Source organism: Nostoc sp. 'Peltigera membranacea cyanobiont' 210A (assembly GCF_002246015.1).
Classification (GTDB): domain Bacteria; phylum Cyanobacteriota; class Cyanobacteriia; order Cyanobacteriales; family Nostocaceae; genus Nostoc.
Map to the genome: position 1 here is coordinate 292,078 of NZ_NOLJ01000005.1, position 17,793 is coordinate 309,870.

The following is a 17,793-nucleotide window of genomic DNA, read 5'->3' on the forward strand; positions in this document are numbered from 1 at the left end:
AAATATTAAACTCACACATAACGAATATTCTGAGTCATTTGTCCTTTGTTAGTTACTAATGACCAATGACTAATGACCAATGACTAATGACTAATGACTAAAACTATGCTTCCCTTCATCCGGTCAGATTTAGCCCAATTCACCGCCTATAAACCTCATCCTAGCAGCGATACAGCCGATTCTGTCGCCACACAGTTCGATCGGCTAGATACAAATGAAAGCCCTTACGATTTACCACCTGAGTTAAAAGAGAAGCTGGCGTGGACTTATCAGCAAGTAATTGAAACAAATCGTTATCCTGATGGCGGACATGAAACACTTAAGGATGCGATCGCACAGTACGTTAATCAGTCAGCCGCCCTCTCATCATCCTTATTTACTGCTGCCAATATTTCTGTTGGTAATGGTTCAGATGAACTAATCCGCTCTTTATTAATCGCCACCTGTCTAGGAGGAGAAGGCTCAATTCTGGTTTCCAATCCTACTTTCTCGATGTACGGGATTTTGGCGCAAACTTTGGGCATTCCTGTAGTGGCGGTGGGGAGAAATGAAACAAATTTTGAAATTGACATTAGCGCTGCACAGTCTGCGATCGAACAAACTCAAAATCCCCCCATTCGAGTAGTTTTCGTAGTACATCCCAATTCACCGACTGCTAACAGCTTAACTGCGGCAGAGTTGACATGGTTAAGAAGTTTGCCACAGCATATCTTGGTAGTAATTGATGAAGCTTACTTTGAATTCAGCCAAACTACCCTAGTAGGTGAATTAGCACAGCATCCTAATTGGGTGATATTACGCACTTTTTCTAAAGCTTTCCGATTGGCATCTCTCCGTATTGGTTATTGCATTGCTCATCCCGAAGCGATCGCCATTTTAGAAAAAGTTCGCTTACCCTACAATCTCCCCAGCTTTTCCCTAGCAGCTGCCTTAGTTGGTTTACAAAATCGTACACTCTTGCTGAAATCAATTCCCCAAACCCTGAGTGAACGAGCCAAACTCATCGAATTTTTATCCCAGCAACCAGAACTACAAATTACTCCAAGTGCTGCCAACTTTATTTACCTACGTCTTAAACCAAATGCTTTTAATTCACAAGAAGCTGCTTTAAAAACTTTCCACCAGAAACTTAGAACACTCGGCACTCTTGTACGGCACATTAGTGGAGGATTACGAATTACTGTCGGAACGATAGAAGAAAACGCCCGCACCGTTAATCGAGTAAAAGCTGCTTTGGCAAATTTGTCATCTTAGCAATTTACTCAATAATTAAACCTGCTATTTACCTCACTGCCCAAACGGCGTACTACTCCTACTGTTTGTGGCAGCACACCTACTAAAAGAGCAAAGGCAACATCCGGTAAAAGAGCCACTATTTCTGGTGGAAAGTATTGTTCAAATTGATCGAGAATCTTCTGGACTCGCTGCCCAGGCAGTGGATTTTCTGTAATTTGTTTGATCAATCGAATCCACTGTCGCCTAATCAAGTAGGCTTTCTGGCGTTCTTCATTAGATTCAGGAGTTAATAAAGAAAGATTACCTATGGGCAGTGCCTTTTGGCAATCACAATCGTAATCCCCACCCACAGCAGCCCCAGGCCCAGCAAACTCTGCATGGTAGCGTTTAAAGAGTATTAATCCATTTCGCCTACGACTATTGACGATGAAAACTTCTCCACTGTGCAAACGTGTAAGGATATCCGAGCTTTGTGATTGCTCAGTTCCGTCTGACATGACAACAGAGTCAAGGAAAGTAGTTTCAGGGTAATAAGTTGATACCATAGAGGTCTGATAGCGTCGATGCTGTTCGCTATCCATGTTTTTTAAACTTTTAATGAATGTTGTTGTAGTATGCACTTCAAAACGGAACTAGCTGTTATGTCAAATCAAGTTTTTGAATTCTTTTATTATCAAGACCTTTCTGGTCAATCCAACTAAAAATAGCAATATATAGGCGTTGTTTTAGTAATTGAGTGATTATATTTTATGAGATATAACTAGATTTGTCTGTAAACTATACGAGTGTTTTCTTAAAGTTTTTATAAAGATGAATATATTAATTACAAAGTTCTTATGAGGAAGTAATGATTTTTTTGAACGCGATTTAACCTATCTTCCCATTATAGTCCATTTTCATCTATATTGAATGCTTTCAAAAATTTGCTAACCATAAATCCCAAAAGCTAAATTTAACATTTTTTAATATTAAAAATATTTACTAAAAAGATAATTTGTTTATAGGGACGAGGAGATTTTTTGTAAAAAGTTTAAATCAAATATTCTTTTGAGAAAAAATTATCAAAAACTATTTACGAAGCGAGTAAATTAACAAATATGTTTTAGTTTTAATTTCTAGGACTCTTATTTGATTGCGTGAAAAAACTCGGTATAACTCAAAGAGCCTTCTTTATCGTTAGCTCTTGCCTGCTAAACCAAGTCAGTCATCGAAATCAAAGCGGATTTATATGGATATTTAGCTAATATTGGCTAAATTTCTAATTAAACCCCGTTCATTTGAAAACCTAGAGTTCTTAATAAGAGTATATTATTTAATCCTGGCTTGAGTTTTGAGCTTTCTCTAAGTCAAAATAACTATGGTTCTCAAGGTAGAGGTGGTTTAGCTTAGTTTGTGTTTGATTGCCGCTATGAATTACAGATTTTATCGAATTAATTGGAACAGAATACAAAACTTGACAATTGCCAAAACAAAACTCAGATAATGGAATCAGCACTCAGGTGCTTGTGCAATAACATCTGGCTTGAGCGTCTTAGAAGAAATGTATTCCAATTAGATTCGACCTTATGCACTCGATATCCCAGCTTGAAATAAAGCTGTCGTGCTTGATGGTTATTTTCTAAAACATGAAGATATAAGTCTTGAAATCCCCACTCGCGAGAGACTTTTTCACAGCTAGTAAGTAATCCTGAAGCCACACCATGTCTACGGTATTTTGGGTGAACCGCTAAATTAGATAAGTAAGGAAAACCTACACCAACTTGGCTCCATGAATCACTACTGTAGCGTACACCCATTTCCACACTTCCTACTAAGTTATTAGCCTCACCAGTAGTAGCTTCAAGGGCAACTAAGCAAAGATGACGGGGCGCAGGTGATGCCATTCGATGCCTTAAGTCTTCGTAAATACCCAGACGTAGCAACGGAAAAGCCCATCCCCATATACCCTTGTGGGAGTGAAAGCTTTCAGTAATAATTTGGGCAACACCAATCAAATCAGCAGGTGTAGCTGTACGAATTTGGAATTGGCAGGAAGCTGGATCGATTGGCTGTTGGTGGTATGGATGAAAAAACCGATATTTCAAGGCTAGTTTAGTATTGATTTTATTCAACAAAAATTTTCTCAAATATCCTAAAACAAGATTAAAACTAAATCAGAACTTTATAGAGTTGCCCAGGAGATTTAACTGAACCAATATTGCTAATTCGCTTTTGCTTGTAGATTAAACAAATTTTTACACTTTAATTTGGAGTTTTATAACCTGTATTTTTGAAAGAGTATTAGGAGTTACAACTTCATAAATCTATAACCTTAAATTCAGTATATTCATTGCATCCCTTGTTTTGGGTAGGCAGAATATGAAACTGATTGCCACAAAAACATCTGTAAAGTGATAGAGCTTTGAGCGAGTGGGCAGAGGAATAGCATAACTTGTCTGTAAGCAGCATCTCCAAAATTGTTAAGTAAGTACACTATTGGCAAACTCTGGTTTTAAACCACCCTTGGTTACACTACTGAACTTGTTTTTTGCAGTTACCGCTACACTGATACTACTTTGCTACTAAGTCATCTAAATAGGCTGTACAGGTACTGCGACAAGAATCTGTAAGGTTCCCTAATCCCTAATCTCTAACTCCTCAACCACTACCACTTGTCTTAATGATAGTTCTGATTGCTAAATTAGAAAGAGGTATTTGTCTAATAGTATACTTTGGCTTTAAATCTTATTGTTTTAATTTCACTGACTCTACCATGACTACCATAAATAAAATTTACCTGCAAGTGTTATTACAACAGCTGTGGAGGGAAAACTTAGTATGCAGCTTTATCTGGATTTTTCAGCTGGCTATGAGCGCTGTATGTATTATCAGACATTGCTCACAGGAGGTGAAAAAAGATTTGGCAAGTAAGCGTCGACTCTGTAACACTAAAACTGACAATGAAAGCAATTACACTGCACCAACGCAAACGGTAATCGGCACAAGCAATTGAGACGAATTTCTGTGAGCAAACGCTCCTACACTCAGCAGTCATGTAGCCAAACAGCCCTATTGGTCGAAATGCTCTGCTCTTACCTGACTCAGAAAAATACTTACCTGATCAGATTATTCTTTATCCGACTGCCGTTGCAGCAGGAAAGCGGTGCATGAAATCCCAAGCAAACAGTAAGCCTAAAATTTTGGTTGTCGATGATGAACCAGACAACCTTGACTTGCTTTACCGCACTTTCTATCGTGATTATAAGGTGCTAAGGGCAACCTCTGGCCCTGCGGCCCTCGATCTGCTGGCTCAAGAGGGAGAGATCGCGGTGATCATCTCTGATCAGCGGATGCCGATGATGAGCGGTACAGAATTTTTGAGCCTAACAGCAACTCAATATCCAGATATTATCCGGATTATTTTAACTGGCTACACCGATGTCGAAGACTTGGTGGAAGCAATTAACGCTGGTAAGGTATTTAAATATGTCACTAAACCGTGGGAAGCGGAGGAACTAAAAGCGGTGGTACGCCAAGCTTTGGATACCCACAATGTCCTCAAAGCTAGAACCCGCGAACTTACCCGCACACTCCGTCAAGAATCGCTGCTGAATACCGTTACCAATACGATTCGCAGTGCTTTAGACTACAGACAAATTTTGCAAGCAATTGTAGACACAGTGGGTCACATGTTGGAGGTGGATGTTTGTCTGCTACGTCCCTTCCAAGATGAGCAGTTGGCGGATAAAGGGTTTATCTATCAGAAGCCTCTTTCTGAAGAAGCAGAGGTGCAGGAGATCGGAGCGGAAGTAGCAGTAAGTCTTTCCTCTCTGCCCGCTATATCCTCTGCAACTCCTCTGCCTCTTTTGGCTCAGACAGTGTGGGAAACCCGCGAAGTTCAGGTAATTCACGATGCGATCGATGATGAGCGCATTCACGGTAACACTCCCGAACTGCGTGAGCGTGGGCAAGCTTTTGCTGCTGCTAACATTTGTTCTAGTTTAGTTGTGCCATTGATCTGCCAACAAGAACTGATGGCGGTGCTAGCGCTGCACCAGTGTTCTGTTCCTCGCTTCTGGGGCGATGATGAGGTGCAGTTAGTTTTGATGGTAGCGGATCAGGCAGCTTTAGCTTTGTCTCAAGCTTATGCTTACGAACAAGTACGTGCTCTTGCCAAGCGGGAGAGCTTGATTAATACGATTACTAGCGCAATTCGCTCTAGCTTAGATCCTCAAGATATTTTTGCGGCAATTACCCAACAATTGGGACAAGCTTTACAAGTTGATGGCTGCGTCTTGTCTTTGTGGACTGAGGAAGATGAGTTTGTTGAGTGTGTGGCCTTGTATGACAGTTTTCAACATCTAGAAAATTTAAGAGCGCCAGCCCCAGACAATAATTCAAGTAGCAAGCATCACCTACCAAACCAGAGATTACCCTATTCTCAAGCATCGATTCAGGAAAATCCCATCCTCCAACAAATGCTACGGACACATGAACCTGTGGTTATTGGTAATGTGAGCCATTCTCCCTCGGATGTGCGGGGTTTTGATTTGCCTTTAAAAATGCCAGCGCGATCGCTAATGTTTGTGCCATTATTAGCCGATGGGAAATGTATTGGTAGTATTACTTTGCATGAAGGTAAAAAAGTACGTCAGTGGTTGCCATCTGATATCGATTTGGCGAAAGCAGTAGCAGCGCAAGCCGCGATCGCTGTCCAGCAGTCACACTTGTATCAAAAAACTCGCCAACAAGCTGAACGTTTACTGGAATTAGACAAACAAAAAACTGAATTTTTCCAAAATATTTCCCATGAGTTTCGCACACCGATTACCTTGATTCAAGGGCCTTTAGAGTCGGCGGTGGCGGCTGGTGAGGGATTATCTTACTCCCAATGTGCGATCGCCCTGCGTAACTCCCGCCGCCTGCTGCGACTGGTAAATCAACTCCTGGATTTACAACGCCTGAATGCGGGGAGAATGCAGCCTAGCTTCCATCCCTGCGATTTAGTCGAATTTGTCAGCCAAATAGTGGAATCTTTTCGTCCCTACTGCGAGAAAAAGAGACTGCATCTCGTCACCCAGCTAGATGAGTGTTCGACGGTGTACTTAGACATGGAAAAATTTGACAAGGTGGTTTATAACCTCTTGTCAAATGCCATGAAGTTTACTCCTGAAGGTGGCACGATCGGTGTCAGACTAAAATCTGAGCGCGATCGCTGCATATTACAAGTGCAAGATACTGGCATTGGTATTGTTAAAGAACAAATTCCCCACCTATTTGAGCGCTTTCGCCAAGCTGAAGGTTCAGCAAACCGCTCCTATGAAGGCAGTGGTTTGGGTTTAGCTTTAGTTAAAGAATTAGTAGAATTACATGGTGGTCAAGTTACCGTGGAATCAGTTTATGGTGAAGGTACTACTTTTAGTTTATGGCTGGTGACTGGAAATGCTCATTTACCTGCACAGCAAGTACTAGAAACACCTACCGAATTAAATACAAGCCGCGCTAGCGTAGAATTAGCTGATTTAGAACTAGTAGAGTCAACAACAGACAATATTGAAGATATTACAATAAACCTCTCCCCCAGTGTTGATACTCAAGACTCAGCACATAAGACTCAGCACTCAATTTTAGTTGTAGATGACAACCCCGATTTGCGAACCTATGTATCTGAAATTTTCCGCCGTAATGGCTATCATGTACAGACAGCTCGTAACGGTCATGAAGGGCACAGTAAAGCGAAGGAAATTCTACCCAGCTTGATTGTGACTGACTTAATGATGCCGTTAGTGAGCGGACTTGAGATGATTCAGATGATCCGCAATGAAGAAAAATTGAAAGGAACACCAATCATTCTGCTGACAGCGAAAGTAGATGAAGAAACCCGCATTGAAGGTACAGAACATGGCGCAGACGCTTATTTAGCAAAACCATTCAACGATCGGGAACTTTTGGCAGAAGTTCGGAATCTTTTAGCATTGAAAGAAAATGAACGGCGAATTGTCGAATTAAACACTTATCTAACAGAATCGGTGCTAAAGCGCTTTTTACCGGCTGTATTGGTGCAAAAAGCCGCAACCGGAGATTTAACGTTAGATTTGCGCCCAGAACCACGCTTAATTACAGTTTTATTTAGTGACATTGTGGGTTTTACACAACTATCAAATACTCTCAGATCCCGACGAGTCGCAGAGTTGCTAAATGAATATTTAGAAGCCATGACCAAGGTTGTATTTGGCAATGGCGGCACTGTAGATAAATTTATGGGAGATGCTATCTTAGCTTTATATGGAGCGCCGGAAGAACTAACACCCAATGAACAAGTGCGTCGTGCCATTAATACAGCAAGAGCAATGCACCGCTCATTGGCTGACTTGAACCAGCGCTGGCGAGATCAAGGCGTATTTGATGGCGACAGACTTACTAGCGTACAGTTTCGGTGCGGTATTCACCAAGGTACTGCTGTTGTGGGGATGTTTGGTAGCGCTGAACGTGCCGATTATACTGCTATTGGCCCAAGTGTAAATATTGCTGCAAGGTTGCAAGCTGCCGCTCTTCCCGGTACGATCCTGGTTTCTGCTGCCGTAGCAGATTATTTGCAGGAAGGAGAAATTACTAAAGGTAGTCCACTAGAACTTAAAGGGGTAGATGAAACAGTTTTGACTTTCGCTGTTTCACCAGAGGTAATGGTTAATCGCTAAAATTTAGACTGGTATTTTAAAGCATTACCAATGAGTAAAAGTGCATAATCATATCCAGTTTATATAATATGACACCATCGGTTGCAGACAAAACTCCAATTCCAGCCAAGGTCTGGAGACGACACACCGATCCACCAGGTTTGTGGATTTTTGTCGTTGTCAGTTCAGTCTCTCTGCACTTCCTGGTGTTCTGGCTGATGCGCTCATCTAATGCATTTAGTCTGTGGTTCCCCCAGCAAAATCAATCTGCTGTTCCTATCGAATTGATAGAAATTGCTCCTAAAACAAAATCAACAGCCAAAATAGTTTCGTCAAAGCCACTATCGTCTACTCAAAAGTCTGTACCAGCACGTTCATCACAGACAGCACGAACTACGCCTAGAAATGAAGATTTTGGCGCAATAAATTCTCCTGAGAATCTCCAGAAAAAGAGCCGAATTTACGCCTCTCAACCTAATAGCGAACCTTTTAGACAGCAGATAGTCCCCACGCCAATACCGAAACCTATAGCTAAAGCCACACCGACACCTACACCTACACCTAAAGTCACACCGAAGCCTATAGCTAAAGCCACACCGACACCTAAAGTCACACCGACACCTACAGTTCCAGTCGGTAATTTACCTTGGAAGCGTCGTCAAGAAATTAAACTGGGAAAGGGAACGCAACTACCAACAGGTATTCCATCAAATCGACCAGTTTCAGAACCTGAAAATAGAGAAACTCCAGCAACTTCGACTGGAGAAACTCCAGCGACTTCCACTAGGGAAACTCCAGCAACTTCCACTAGGGAAACTCCAGCAACTTCCACTAGGGAAACTCCAGCAACTTCCACTAGGGAAACTCCAGCAACTTCCACTAGGGAAACTCCAGCAACTTCTACTCGAGGAGCATCGGTAGCAATAGTAGCTCCCTTATCTAGAGATGAAGTGATTAGCTTGATACAATCAAAAGGATTCCGACAAGATGCTTTACCCGATGTTATCGCTTTATACAGGGGAAGCAACACAAAACAACTAGACCCAAGCTTTCTTGTCCAGAATTCGGAACTTGAGCCAGCACAACTCTTGGCTAGCTTGATAATTGACCAGAATGGCAACTTTCAACAGGCTGTAGTTCTAGAAATAGAACCAGCAAAACTGCAAAGTGAAAAAAGTACATACGAGCAAGCCCTAAGCGAAGTTTTCAAAACAGAAAACTTTCTTGCTGCCCACAATAACGATGGCACAAAACCAGACTTGAGCAATTTGTATGTCAGGATCAAAATGCAACCCGCAAATTCCAACTGAATGCTTGAATTTTTACAGAAACCGTGTTAAGTTTATAGGGTTGGAAATTTGCGGGCGTAGTTTAGTGGTAAAACTATAGCCTTCCAAGCTATTAATGCGGGTTCGATTCCCGCCGCCCGCTTAGAAAAACTCTCAAAGATAACTAGTGCAAAAACTAAGTCTGAATCTTGGTAAAATAGCCAGCTGAAGAGCAATTCACAATTTTGCAGTGTGCAGAAATAGCTTGACAGTGAGAGTAGCCAAATTCAAGACGGTATGAGGAATCGGGAAGACTTTACTTCAACGACATCCACATCCTAGATATTTACCTACTTGTTGTTTGATAGTTGGCAGGACTCTGGAAAACGCCCAATCAGTTTTGATTTTTTGAATTTAAAATTGCTGCTAATTGAGATTTTCTAGGCGAATGCGTGGATCGGCTGCTTTAAGCATCAAGTCGGCGATTAAATTGCCAACAATCAGCAGTACTGCGCCCATTATCAAGCTTGCCATTAATAAATATAAATCTTGAGCTTGTAAAGCTTGTAAAGCCAACCTTCCTAAACCGGGCCAGTTGAAGAAAAATTCGGCGATGAAGGCACCATTTAATAAACCAGCTAATTCAAAACCCAATAAGGTAATTAAGGGATTTATAGCGTTGCGGAGTGCATGAACGTAGATGACGCGGTTTTCTGGTAAACCTTTGGCACGAGCGGTTTGGATGTAGTCTTGACGCAGGACATCTAATAATTCGCCGCGAGTGATGCGTTGCAAACCAGCAAAACTAGTAATTGAGAGTGCGATCGTTGGTAAAATCATGTGCCAGCCGATATCTAAGATTCTGCCAAACCACGACAGTTCTGAGTGATTGATGCTAGTCATGCTACCCACTGGGAACACCGGCGAGGTGATTTGGGCTAAAACCAGCAGCGCTAAGGCAGTGATGAAACTGGGAAAGCCTTGTCCTGCGTAACTAATCACTTGTAAAATCCGGTCTGCTGGCTTATTTTGTTTAACAGCGGCAAAGATCCCTAAAGGGATGGCGATCGCCCATGTGACAATTAAAGATGCGATCGCTAATAACAGAGTCGCTGGGACTCGTTCCCACAATAGCGATGCTACTGAACGTTGATAAATAAAACTCGTGCCAAAATCCCCTTTGGTCAAGATTCGCCATAGCCACCGACCAAACTGCTCTGGCCAAGACTTATCTAGACCAAACTGCCGTTTGATTTCCTCAATTCTTTCTGGGGATATCTTCGGATTTTGCCGTAGCGTATCTACATAATCACCGGGAGCGAGTTGAATGATGAAAAACGACAACGCTGACGCCAACAACAAAGTTAGCAGTGCCTGCAATAGCCGCTTTGCCACATAAACAAAAGTTTCGCTCGTGACTAGCCCGATTAGCCAATCCCGACCTGTCTCCAAGGAAATTTTCGTAGATGTCATTTATATTTTGTCCTTTGTCATTTGTCCTACCCTGCGGGTTCGCCTTTGGCGTTCTCGAAGAGTAGCCGCTGGCGCGTCTATGTCATTTGTCCTTTGTCTTTCGTCATTTGCCAGTTGTTTTTCTATTGACCAATGATTAATGACTAATGACTAATGACCTATGACTAATATTCAATTAAAGAGATAATCGGCACGTCCGGTAAATGTGTACGCCCTTGTAAATCCCGTAGCTCGATAATAAACCCAAACCCTACTAGTTCGCAGCCAATCTTCTGCACCAACTTTGCTGTGGCACTCGCAGTTCCACCTGTGGCAATCAAATCGTCCACAATCAAAACTCGGCTACCTTGGTGTAAAGCGTCTTGATGCACTTCTAGGCAATCTGTACCATACTCTAATTCATATTCAATTGAGTGAACGGCTGCTGGTAACTTTCCTTTTTTGCGGATGGGAATAAAACCAGCTCCTAATTTATAAGCCAGAGGTGCACCAAAAATAAATCCCCTCGACTCCATACCAATGACATAATCAGCTGTTATTTCAGCTTCATGGCATTTTTGTGTTAAAAAGTCAATAGTATAGCGCAGTCCCTCTGGATCGCGCAGTAACGTAGTAATATCCCGAAATAAAATTCCGGGTTTCGGGAAATCTGGAATGTCACGAACGAGAGACTTTAAATCCATAAAATGGGGAATAAAGGAGTAGGGAATGGGGAATGGGGCATGGGGAATGAGGTAGAAAAATTAATAAGCAATGCCCAATGCCTAATGCTCAATGCCCAATTTCAGATACCTGAAAAATCGTACACTATAATGTCATACGCTGGGGGTCAAGTGGGGATAAAGGCTAAAGCTTCGCTCTTCATTGACGATAATTAGAATCTAAACCAAGCTAGAAAAGGTATTTCACTAATAAATGAGGTGAATTTAGTGATGTTTTAAAATTTTGATTTCAATATAGGGAAAACTTTGAGTAGAAAGAGTTAAGTAATGTATATATCAGGTAGTCATGCTACTGTCACAAGTTTAAGGCTCAAGTCTTGGCTACCGATCTTAAATTTGTTTTATCTAGTCTGTTGGAACCGCACAAGGTATTTATAGAATGAATGTTTCAGCAAGTTTAACGCCGTTCAACAGTCCAACCCAAGACTCGCTGCCGATGATTCTGGACACTTTACCAGATCCTGCGATCGCTTCCAAAACCTGTCCTCGCAGAACCAGGCTGCAAATTGACCTGATTTTACTGGCAATTGAAGCTTTAGAACTTGGTGGTTCGGAAGCAATCCTGGCTTTTGCTCAAGAGTTGGATCTGAAAGGAATTGTTAAAGACAGGGTGAATTTATGGCGGATGCGTAGCTCTAACCCGCTACGAAGAGCGCACATGCGCCGTCCCTTAACTATTATGGAAGCAAAAGCTTTGGTGGTCATTGCTTGCTATATAGCACGGCGTTTAACTGTTGTCATCCGCCAGTTATTAATGATATGCCAACAAATGGAAGAAAAACAGATTCCATTAGAACAGAATTTGCGGCTATCTAATTACCTAGAGCGGTTTAGAGCGCATTTTAAAAGCCGGATGAATGCTCGACGTTCTGGTGTACTAGCATTAACTTCTGATGAAAAATTAGATGCGCTAGCAATAAATTTGTTAGGACAATTACTATTTTGTACTGGTACTGCTGGAATGCAGCGGTTCTGGATTAGTCTTTTTGACGGTGAAGTGGAATGAATATTCAACGTAAGTACAGTCTACCTAATTGTACTCTTCTTTTAGAAGGGTTAAGTGATGTCACTAGGGCTGCACAGTTCCAAGAAATGCGCCCAGAATTATCAATATTGGTAAATGCAGAATGCTATTTATCTGGTTACAATCAACCCCTAACCGGAGGGCGAGAATTTTTTGAAAGTTTGGTAAGGGCTGTTAGTGGTTACGCCCAAGAATTTCTGAGTACTGTACCCAATCCGCAAGCACACAACCAGGAATCGGAGCTAGTAGAGTTTCAAAAAATTGACGGCAACCGCCACAGGTTAATCATACATTCAGAGAATGCTCCAGAGGGGTTCGATCACTCTAATAATTCTAAACGTCCGCCTATTGAAATAGATTTGAATACGGTACAGTTGTTTGATTTAGTAGAAGCAGTGGATCAGTTTTTTGCTGATACCCAGACTTTACCGGAATTATCCCTAGAACTACAACCAGTTACTAGACGCTATGGCGGTGCTAGTCAGGCTGTAATTAGGCAAGCTGTTCCTGCGGCTGTAGGAGTATCAAGTTTAGCAGTAGCAGCGATCGCATTTAACCTGATTCCACCTCCCCAAATTCGTCCACCGCAGCCTAAGCCAGATGAGCAAACTAACTCTACAACAAAGAGCCTTAACCCTCCAGCATCAGCGGCTGCAACACCCATCGAGGCTGCAACACCGATGACACCACCCACAGCTAATGAAAAGCCAGTTGTTAAAGATTTAGAAGCACTTTTAAATACAGTTCCAGAAATTACCGATCCATCCCAGCTGCGTGCATTGAATCGTCAAGTGTATAATCAAGTTCATCCAGCTTGGACTAAGCGTTCAGGATTGCAACAGGATTTGATCTATCGTTTGGGTATAGCTGCGGATGGAGCGATCGTTGGTTATAAAGCGGTGAATAAAGAGGCCAATCAAGGAGTCGGGCAAACTCCTCTACCTAACCTACTTTACAATCCTGCTAATCGCGCCCCCATTTCTAATGAACCGATAGCCCAATTCCGAATAGTGTTTACTACAAATGGTGTGCTGCAAGTTAGCCCTTGGCGAGGATATGCTAAGACACCACAAGTAGTCGGTGCAAAAATTACTGACTCTAATATCACTAAAGGTTTAAATAAAAAGCTTTATAATACAGTTCGTGAAACCTGGAGTGGCACTCCCACCTTTACGCGAGATTTGAAATATCGGGTAGCAGTCAACAAAGATGGTGTAATTGCTGACTATGAACCACTTAATCAAGTCGCCTTTGATTATTTCCGAGAAACACCTCTTCCTAAGATGTTTAACGCCATCTATGGTTCTAATGTAGCTGCTCCCAATGACAAAGAACCTCTAGCTCACTTCCAAGTGATATTCAAGCCTAACGGCAAGCTCGAAGTCACTCCTTGGAAGGGATATCAGTAATTGGGCATAGGGTATGGGGCAAAAGAATTAAGTTGCTATTCTCTGTGCCCTACTCTGAGCAATAACATACCTGACAATTTAATTTTCTCCCTATCTCTGTAAGTTTGCGATAATATGGCGCTAACCTGAGAAATTTAGATTTATGACCCAGGATTTTGCCTTTTTAAAGCGGATATACAATGCTTTTGACCAATTTCGCCCCTTACCCGCAGGAGATCCTGCTTACGTTGATTTTACAGAAGTGCGGAGAGATGGCGACATATTAGTATCTGATCAGAGTACCTCATAGCGTTTCTTTGTGAAGCTGCATATATTTACCCCCCGGCTACGCGTCCCCCCTTGTGAAGGGGGGACTGATTATGTGCATCTTCATACAGAATTGGTATCAGTGAAGTTTAAATTTCCAAAGTTTAAATGAATGCAGGGGAAATAAAGGTATTAAATATAGATACACAACCTCCTTCCTAACGTATTAAATCAGCGCGGGGTTTAAAGGTTTCAATTTGCCGTAACTTTTCATAAAGTTCCCGTTCTTCTTGACTAATATTTTTCGGTGTAACTATTTGAATTTCTACTAATTGATCGCCACGTTTACCGTCATCGTTAGGATAACCTTTATTACCTAGTCGAAATTTTTGACCAGACCTAACGCCGGGAGGGGTAGTCATTTTCACAGGGCCATCAAGAGTAGGTGCTTCTACCTGTCCTCCTAAAACTGCCTCGCTGGGAGTAACAGGTACTTGGCAGACGATATTTAAACCTTCTAGCTTAAATAATCGATGAGGTTCAACGGTAATTTTTAAGTATAGATCGCCACCACCAACACCTTGGTTCCGCAAACGGATGGTTTGACCTGTTACCATACCTGGGGGCATATTAACTTCTAGCGATCGCCCATCTTCCAAACGAATCCGTTCATTACCACCTTGATAAGCTTTTTCTAGTGGAAGCGTTAATCTGGCTTCTATATCTCGACGGGTTGTGCGAGGTGGAGTGTTAACTGTGTAGGCAACTTTTGTTCTGGGGGAACGAAACGGATCGCTATCATTGCCATTACTAGAGTTATTTGCCGCACTCTTATTTTTGACACCAATAACTTGATTAATAAAGCTTTCAAAGTCGGAGAATTGGCTGGGATCTACATCCTGATTCCCGTTGCGATCGCTTGCGCTACTCTGCCAAGTTTTAGCCTTTGGCGTCTGTTTGTTACCTGCAAAACCTTTTTGCTTCCAGTAGCGGCTAAACTGGTCGTACTGCGCTCGCTTGGCTGGATCGGAAAGAACTTCATAAGCCTCGCCAATATCCTTAAATTTTTCCTCAGATTCTTTGTTACCCGGATTAAGATCGGGATGATATTGCCTTGCTAACCGCCGATAAACCTTTTTAATTTCCTCACCAGAGGCATCTTTAGATACTCCTAAAATCTCGTAGTAATCGCGAAAGTTCGGCAAATTTTGCATAGTTCAGTTATTTAAATTTAGATTTTAGATTTTGGATTAATTAAGAGTTAGGAGTTAAAAGTTGAAAGATTTAATTTTTTCTACTCTTAACTCTTATCAGAAGTACTAATCAGGTAGACATAAATTAAACATAAAATGCCAACCAGTGAAATCATTTCCCTGAGCAGCTTTTACCTTCTGCCTCCTGCCTCCTGCCTCCTGCCTTCTACTTACAACCAATCATTGTCTTCTTCATCATCCCAGTTATCTTGGTAGCTGGGGCGGGATTTGCGTGGAGGACGGCTTTCATAAGAGGAAGAACGATTATCGCGGCTATAATCTCTGTCATAGTCTCTACCGTAATCTTTGCCATAGTCTTTACTGTATGAGTCGCGTTCTCGATATGTATCTCTGGGAGATTCGCGTTCTCGTTCTTTATCACCGCCAGTAAAGATGTCACGGATAGTCCCAAACAAGTCGTCATCTTCATCTTCAGCATAAGTCTGGCGGACTTCCCGATTTAGCTCATAGAGAGCATCTTGCAAGTCGGCGTAGGCTTGATCGATACCGCGATCGCTATTTTCCTGAAGACTTTCTTTTAGTTGTCGGCAAATATTATCAATTCTTTGGCGGCGGCTGCGGGCAAACTGCATACCAAATTCCAGCGCGACTTCTCTCAGTTGTCGTTCTGCTTGGAAAATCAACGCCTCAGAACGAGTCCGCTTTTCTATTCTTTCTTTACGTTCGCGATCGACATCAGCGTATTTTTGAGCGTCTTGAATCATCCGATTCACTTCCGACTCGTTCAAGGTGGAAGCGCCTTGAATGGTGATACTCTGCTCTCGCCCAGTGGTTCTATCTAGGGCTGTTACTTGTAAAATACCATTAGCATCGATATCAAATGACACCTGAACTTGAGGAATTCCTCGTGGCGCTGGTGGGATGCCATAGAGCTTGAACCGTCCTAAAGACTTGTTGTTTGCTGCCATTTCCCGTTCGCCCTGAACTACGTGAATTTCCACAGTATTTTGGTTATTTTCAGACGTGGAAAAAATGTCAGAACGGCGTACTGGAATTGTCGTGTTGCGAGGAATGAGTTTTTTCATCACACCACCGATGGTTTCCAATCCCATAGAAAGGGGTGTAACATCCAAAAGCAGCACATCTTTGAGTTCGCCGGCGAGAATACCTGCTTGAATTGCTGCGCCCACGCCCACGACTTCATCGGGATTAACGTTCTCGTTTGGTTCTGTGCCAATTAAGTCCCGCACAAGCTGCTTTACCATTGGCATTCGTGTAGAACCGCCAACTAACACAACTTCTTCAATGTCTCTAGGTGAAAGTCCGGCATCTTTGAGGGCGCGTTTCACTGGTGTCCGCAAGCGCCCCACCAAATCACCACACAAACCTTCAAATTGGGAACGAGTTAAACGAGTTTCTAGATGTTTGGGGCCATCTTCAGTGGCGGTGATGAAGGGTAAGTTAATGTCGGTGACACTGACAGCAGAAAGCTCAATTTTGGCTTTTTCCGCGGCTTCCATGAGACGTTGCAAAGCTTGGCGATCGCGTCTTAAGTCTACCTCTTCTGTTTCCAGAAATTGCTCTGCTAACCAATCTACTATTATTTTGTCAAAGTCATTCCCACCAAGTTGCGTATCTCCACTGGTAGCTTTGACTTCAAATATCCCATCGCCTACTTCTAAAATCGATACGTCAAAAGTACCACCACCCAAGTCAAAGACTAAGATAGTTTCCGTGTCACCTCGATCTAATCCATAAGCCAAAGATGCCGCCGTCGGTTCATTAAGAATCCGCAACACCTCTAAACCAGCAATTCTGCCGGCATCACGGGTTGCCTGCCGTTGAGAATCGTTAAAATAGGCGGGTACTGTAATCACTGCCCCGGTGACTGGTTCACCCAAATAGCGACTAGCATCGTCTGCCAATTTCTTCAGCACCATTGCCGAAATTTCTTCTGGGGCGAAATCTTTATTCATACGAGGACAGGCAATTTTAATATTGCCTACTTCGTCTTTGCGGATGGTGTAGGGCACACGCTTAGAATCTGCATTAAGTTCGCCATACTTCCGCCCAATGAAACGTTTAACTGCAAAAAAGGTATTTTGGGGATTGAGGACGGTTTGTCGCCGTGCCATTTGCCCAACCACCCTTTCACCTTCTTTGCTGAAGCCAACTACGGAGGGGGTTGTTCGCATTCCTTCTGCATTGGCAATCACCACCGGCTTGCCACCCTCCATAACGGCGACTACTGAGTTGGTTGTACCCAAGTCGATGCCGACTACCTTGCCCATGCGTTACTTTTCTCCTAAAGTGTCTTATATATTTATTATGATTGGGCGGAACTACCTCTAGCTTTGTGCTACAAGATAAAAACACCTCAATGTATAATACTCATCATTAAGGCAGTAAGCTAAGAAGTGCAGCTAGAGGAGATAGTTGCAAGACTAGGATAGCATTGAGACGGTTGGTGTGCCCAAGCAGCCTCAATTCTTGATATCCGCCTACTTCTGTTTAAGTTATCTGCAAATTGGTAAGTTAACCTTAA

At 42.4% G+C, this 17,793-nt stretch carries 12 protein-coding genes and 1 tRNA gene; 7 read left to right on the forward strand and 6 right to left on the reverse strand.

The window, feature by feature from the left end:
• The first annotated feature begins 105 nt into the window (after window positions 1-105).
• On the forward strand, window positions 106-1,254 hold the full coding sequence (locus tag CDG76_RS17415; protein WP_190240901.1) for a histidinol-phosphate transaminase: 1,149 nt from the start codon (window positions 106-108) through the stop codon (window positions 1,252-1,254).
• 8 nt (window positions 1,255-1,262) lie between these two features.
• Here the strand turns inward: CDG76_RS17415 and CDG76_RS17420 are convergent, their stop codons facing one another.
• Window positions 1,263-1,817: a hypothetical protein gene (locus tag CDG76_RS17420; RefSeq protein WP_094350226.1), complete on the reverse strand. Its 555-nt coding sequence runs from the start codon at window positions 1,815-1,817 to the stop codon at window positions 1,263-1,265.
• 894 nt (window positions 1,818-2,711) lie between these two features.
• The gene (locus CDG76_RS17425; protein ID WP_334900201.1) at window positions 2,712-3,350 is read right to left on the reverse strand and encodes a GNAT family N-acetyltransferase; all 639 of its coding nucleotides are present in this window, start codon (window positions 3,348-3,350) and stop codon (window positions 2,712-2,714) included.
• Window positions 3,351-4,382: 1,032 nt separating this feature from the next.
• On the opposite strand from CDG76_RS17425, the gene CDG76_RS17435 reads away from it, so the two are divergent.
• The 3 genes from CDG76_RS17435 to CDG76_RS17450 all read left to right on the forward strand — a co-directional run bounded on the left by CDG76_RS17435 (window position 4,383) and on the right by CDG76_RS17450 (window position 9,323).
• Window positions 4,383-7,913, forward strand: coding sequence for a response regulator (locus tag CDG76_RS17435; protein WP_094350227.1), 3,531 nt, complete (start codon window positions 4,383-4,385; stop codon window positions 7,911-7,913).
• A 68-nt stretch (window positions 7,914-7,981) separates the two neighbouring features.
• Entirely contained in the window at window positions 7,982-9,202 is a 1,221-nt protein-coding gene (locus CDG76_RS36255; RefSeq protein WP_143854109.1) for a hypothetical protein, read from the forward strand.
• 50 nt (window positions 9,203-9,252) lie between these two features.
• Window positions 9,253-9,323 (forward strand) — tRNA-Gly (locus CDG76_RS17450).
• A gap of 263 nt (window positions 9,324-9,586) precedes the next feature.
• Here CDG76_RS17450 and CDG76_RS17455 read toward each other — a convergent pair.
• Entirely contained in the window at window positions 9,587-10,633 is a 1,047-nt protein-coding gene (locus CDG76_RS17455; protein ID WP_094350230.1) for an ABC transporter permease, read from the reverse strand.
• 164 nt (window positions 10,634-10,797) lie between these two features.
• Complete coding sequence (locus CDG76_RS17460; protein WP_094350231.1) at window positions 10,798-11,316, reverse strand: adenine phosphoribosyltransferase; 519 nt, start codon at window positions 11,314-11,316, stop codon at window positions 10,798-10,800.
• A gap of 418 nt (window positions 11,317-11,734) precedes the next feature.
• On the opposite strand from CDG76_RS17460, the gene CDG76_RS17470 reads away from it, so the two are divergent.
• The 3 genes from CDG76_RS17470 (at window position 11,735) to CDG76_RS37385 (ending at window position 14,077) form a co-directional block, all read left to right on the forward strand.
• Window positions 11,735-12,361, forward strand: coding sequence for a DUF3038 domain-containing protein (locus CDG76_RS17470; protein ID WP_094350233.1), 627 nt, complete (start codon window positions 11,735-11,737; stop codon window positions 12,359-12,361).
• Window positions 12,358-13,788, forward strand: a complete 1,431-nt coding sequence (locus CDG76_RS17475) for a DUF4335 domain-containing protein (protein WP_094350234.1) — start codon at window positions 12,358-12,360, stop codon at window positions 13,786-13,788. Before CDG76_RS17470 ends, CDG76_RS17475 begins: the two co-directional genes overlap by 4 nt.
• Before the next feature lie 142 nt (window positions 13,789-13,930).
• A complete protein-coding gene (locus CDG76_RS37385; protein ID WP_190240904.1) occupies window positions 13,931-14,077 on the forward strand; it encodes a hypothetical protein in 147 nt (48 codons plus the stop codon).
• 175 nt (window positions 14,078-14,252) lie between these two features.
• Here CDG76_RS37385 and CDG76_RS17480 read toward each other — a convergent pair whose 3' ends face one another.
• Together CDG76_RS17480 and dnaK are read right to left on the reverse strand one after the other, a co-directional pair.
• Complete coding sequence (locus CDG76_RS17480) at window positions 14,253-15,248, reverse strand: DnaJ C-terminal domain-containing protein (protein ID WP_094350235.1); 996 nt, start codon at window positions 15,246-15,248, stop codon at window positions 14,253-14,255.
• A 209-nt stretch (window positions 15,249-15,457) separates the two neighbouring features.
• Complete coding sequence (dnaK, locus tag CDG76_RS17485; RefSeq protein ID WP_094350236.1) at window positions 15,458-17,539, reverse strand: molecular chaperone DnaK; 2,082 nt, start codon at window positions 17,537-17,539, stop codon at window positions 15,458-15,460.
• Between the last annotated feature and the right edge of the window lie 254 nt (window positions 17,540-17,793).

What these genes read in the sequence shown, in the direction of transcription:
- CDG76_RS17455 (WP_094350230.1), bottom strand. Translation starts at nt 10,633, where the DNA reads ATGACATCTACGAAAATTTCCTTGGAGACAGGTCGGGATTGGCTAATC.
- CDG76_RS17460 (WP_094350231.1), bottom strand. Translation starts at nt 11,316, where the DNA reads ATGGATTTAAAGTCTCTCGTTCGTGACATTCCAGATTTCCCGAAACCC.
- CDG76_RS17435 (WP_094350227.1), top strand. Translation starts at nt 4,383, where the DNA reads ATGAAATCCCAAGCAAACAGTAAGCCTAAAATTTTGGTTGTCGATGAT.
- CDG76_RS17475 (WP_094350234.1), top strand. Translation starts at nt 12,358, where the DNA reads ATGAATATTCAACGTAAGTACAGTCTACCTAATTGTACTCTTCTTTTA.
- CDG76_RS36255 (WP_143854109.1), top strand. Translation starts at nt 7,982, where the DNA reads ATGACACCATCGGTTGCAGACAAAACTCCAATTCCAGCCAAGGTCTGG.
- CDG76_RS37385 (WP_190240904.1), top strand. Translation starts at nt 13,931, where the DNA reads ATGACCCAGGATTTTGCCTTTTTAAAGCGGATATACAATGCTTTTGAC.
- CDG76_RS17470 (WP_094350233.1), top strand. Translation starts at nt 11,735, where the DNA reads ATGAATGTTTCAGCAAGTTTAACGCCGTTCAACAGTCCAACCCAAGAC.
- dnaK (WP_094350236.1), bottom strand. Translation starts at nt 17,539, where the DNA reads ATGGGCAAGGTAGTCGGCATCGACTTGGGTACAACCAACTCAGTAGTC.
- CDG76_RS17415 (WP_190240901.1), top strand. Translation starts at nt 106, where the DNA reads ATGCTTCCCTTCATCCGGTCAGATTTAGCCCAATTCACCGCCTATAAA.
- CDG76_RS17420 (WP_094350226.1), bottom strand. Translation starts at nt 1,817, where the DNA reads ATGGATAGCGAACAGCATCGACGCTATCAGACCTCTATGGTATCAACT.
- CDG76_RS17480 (WP_094350235.1), bottom strand. Translation starts at nt 15,248, where the DNA reads ATGCAAAATTTGCCGAACTTTCGCGATTACTACGAGATTTTAGGAGTA.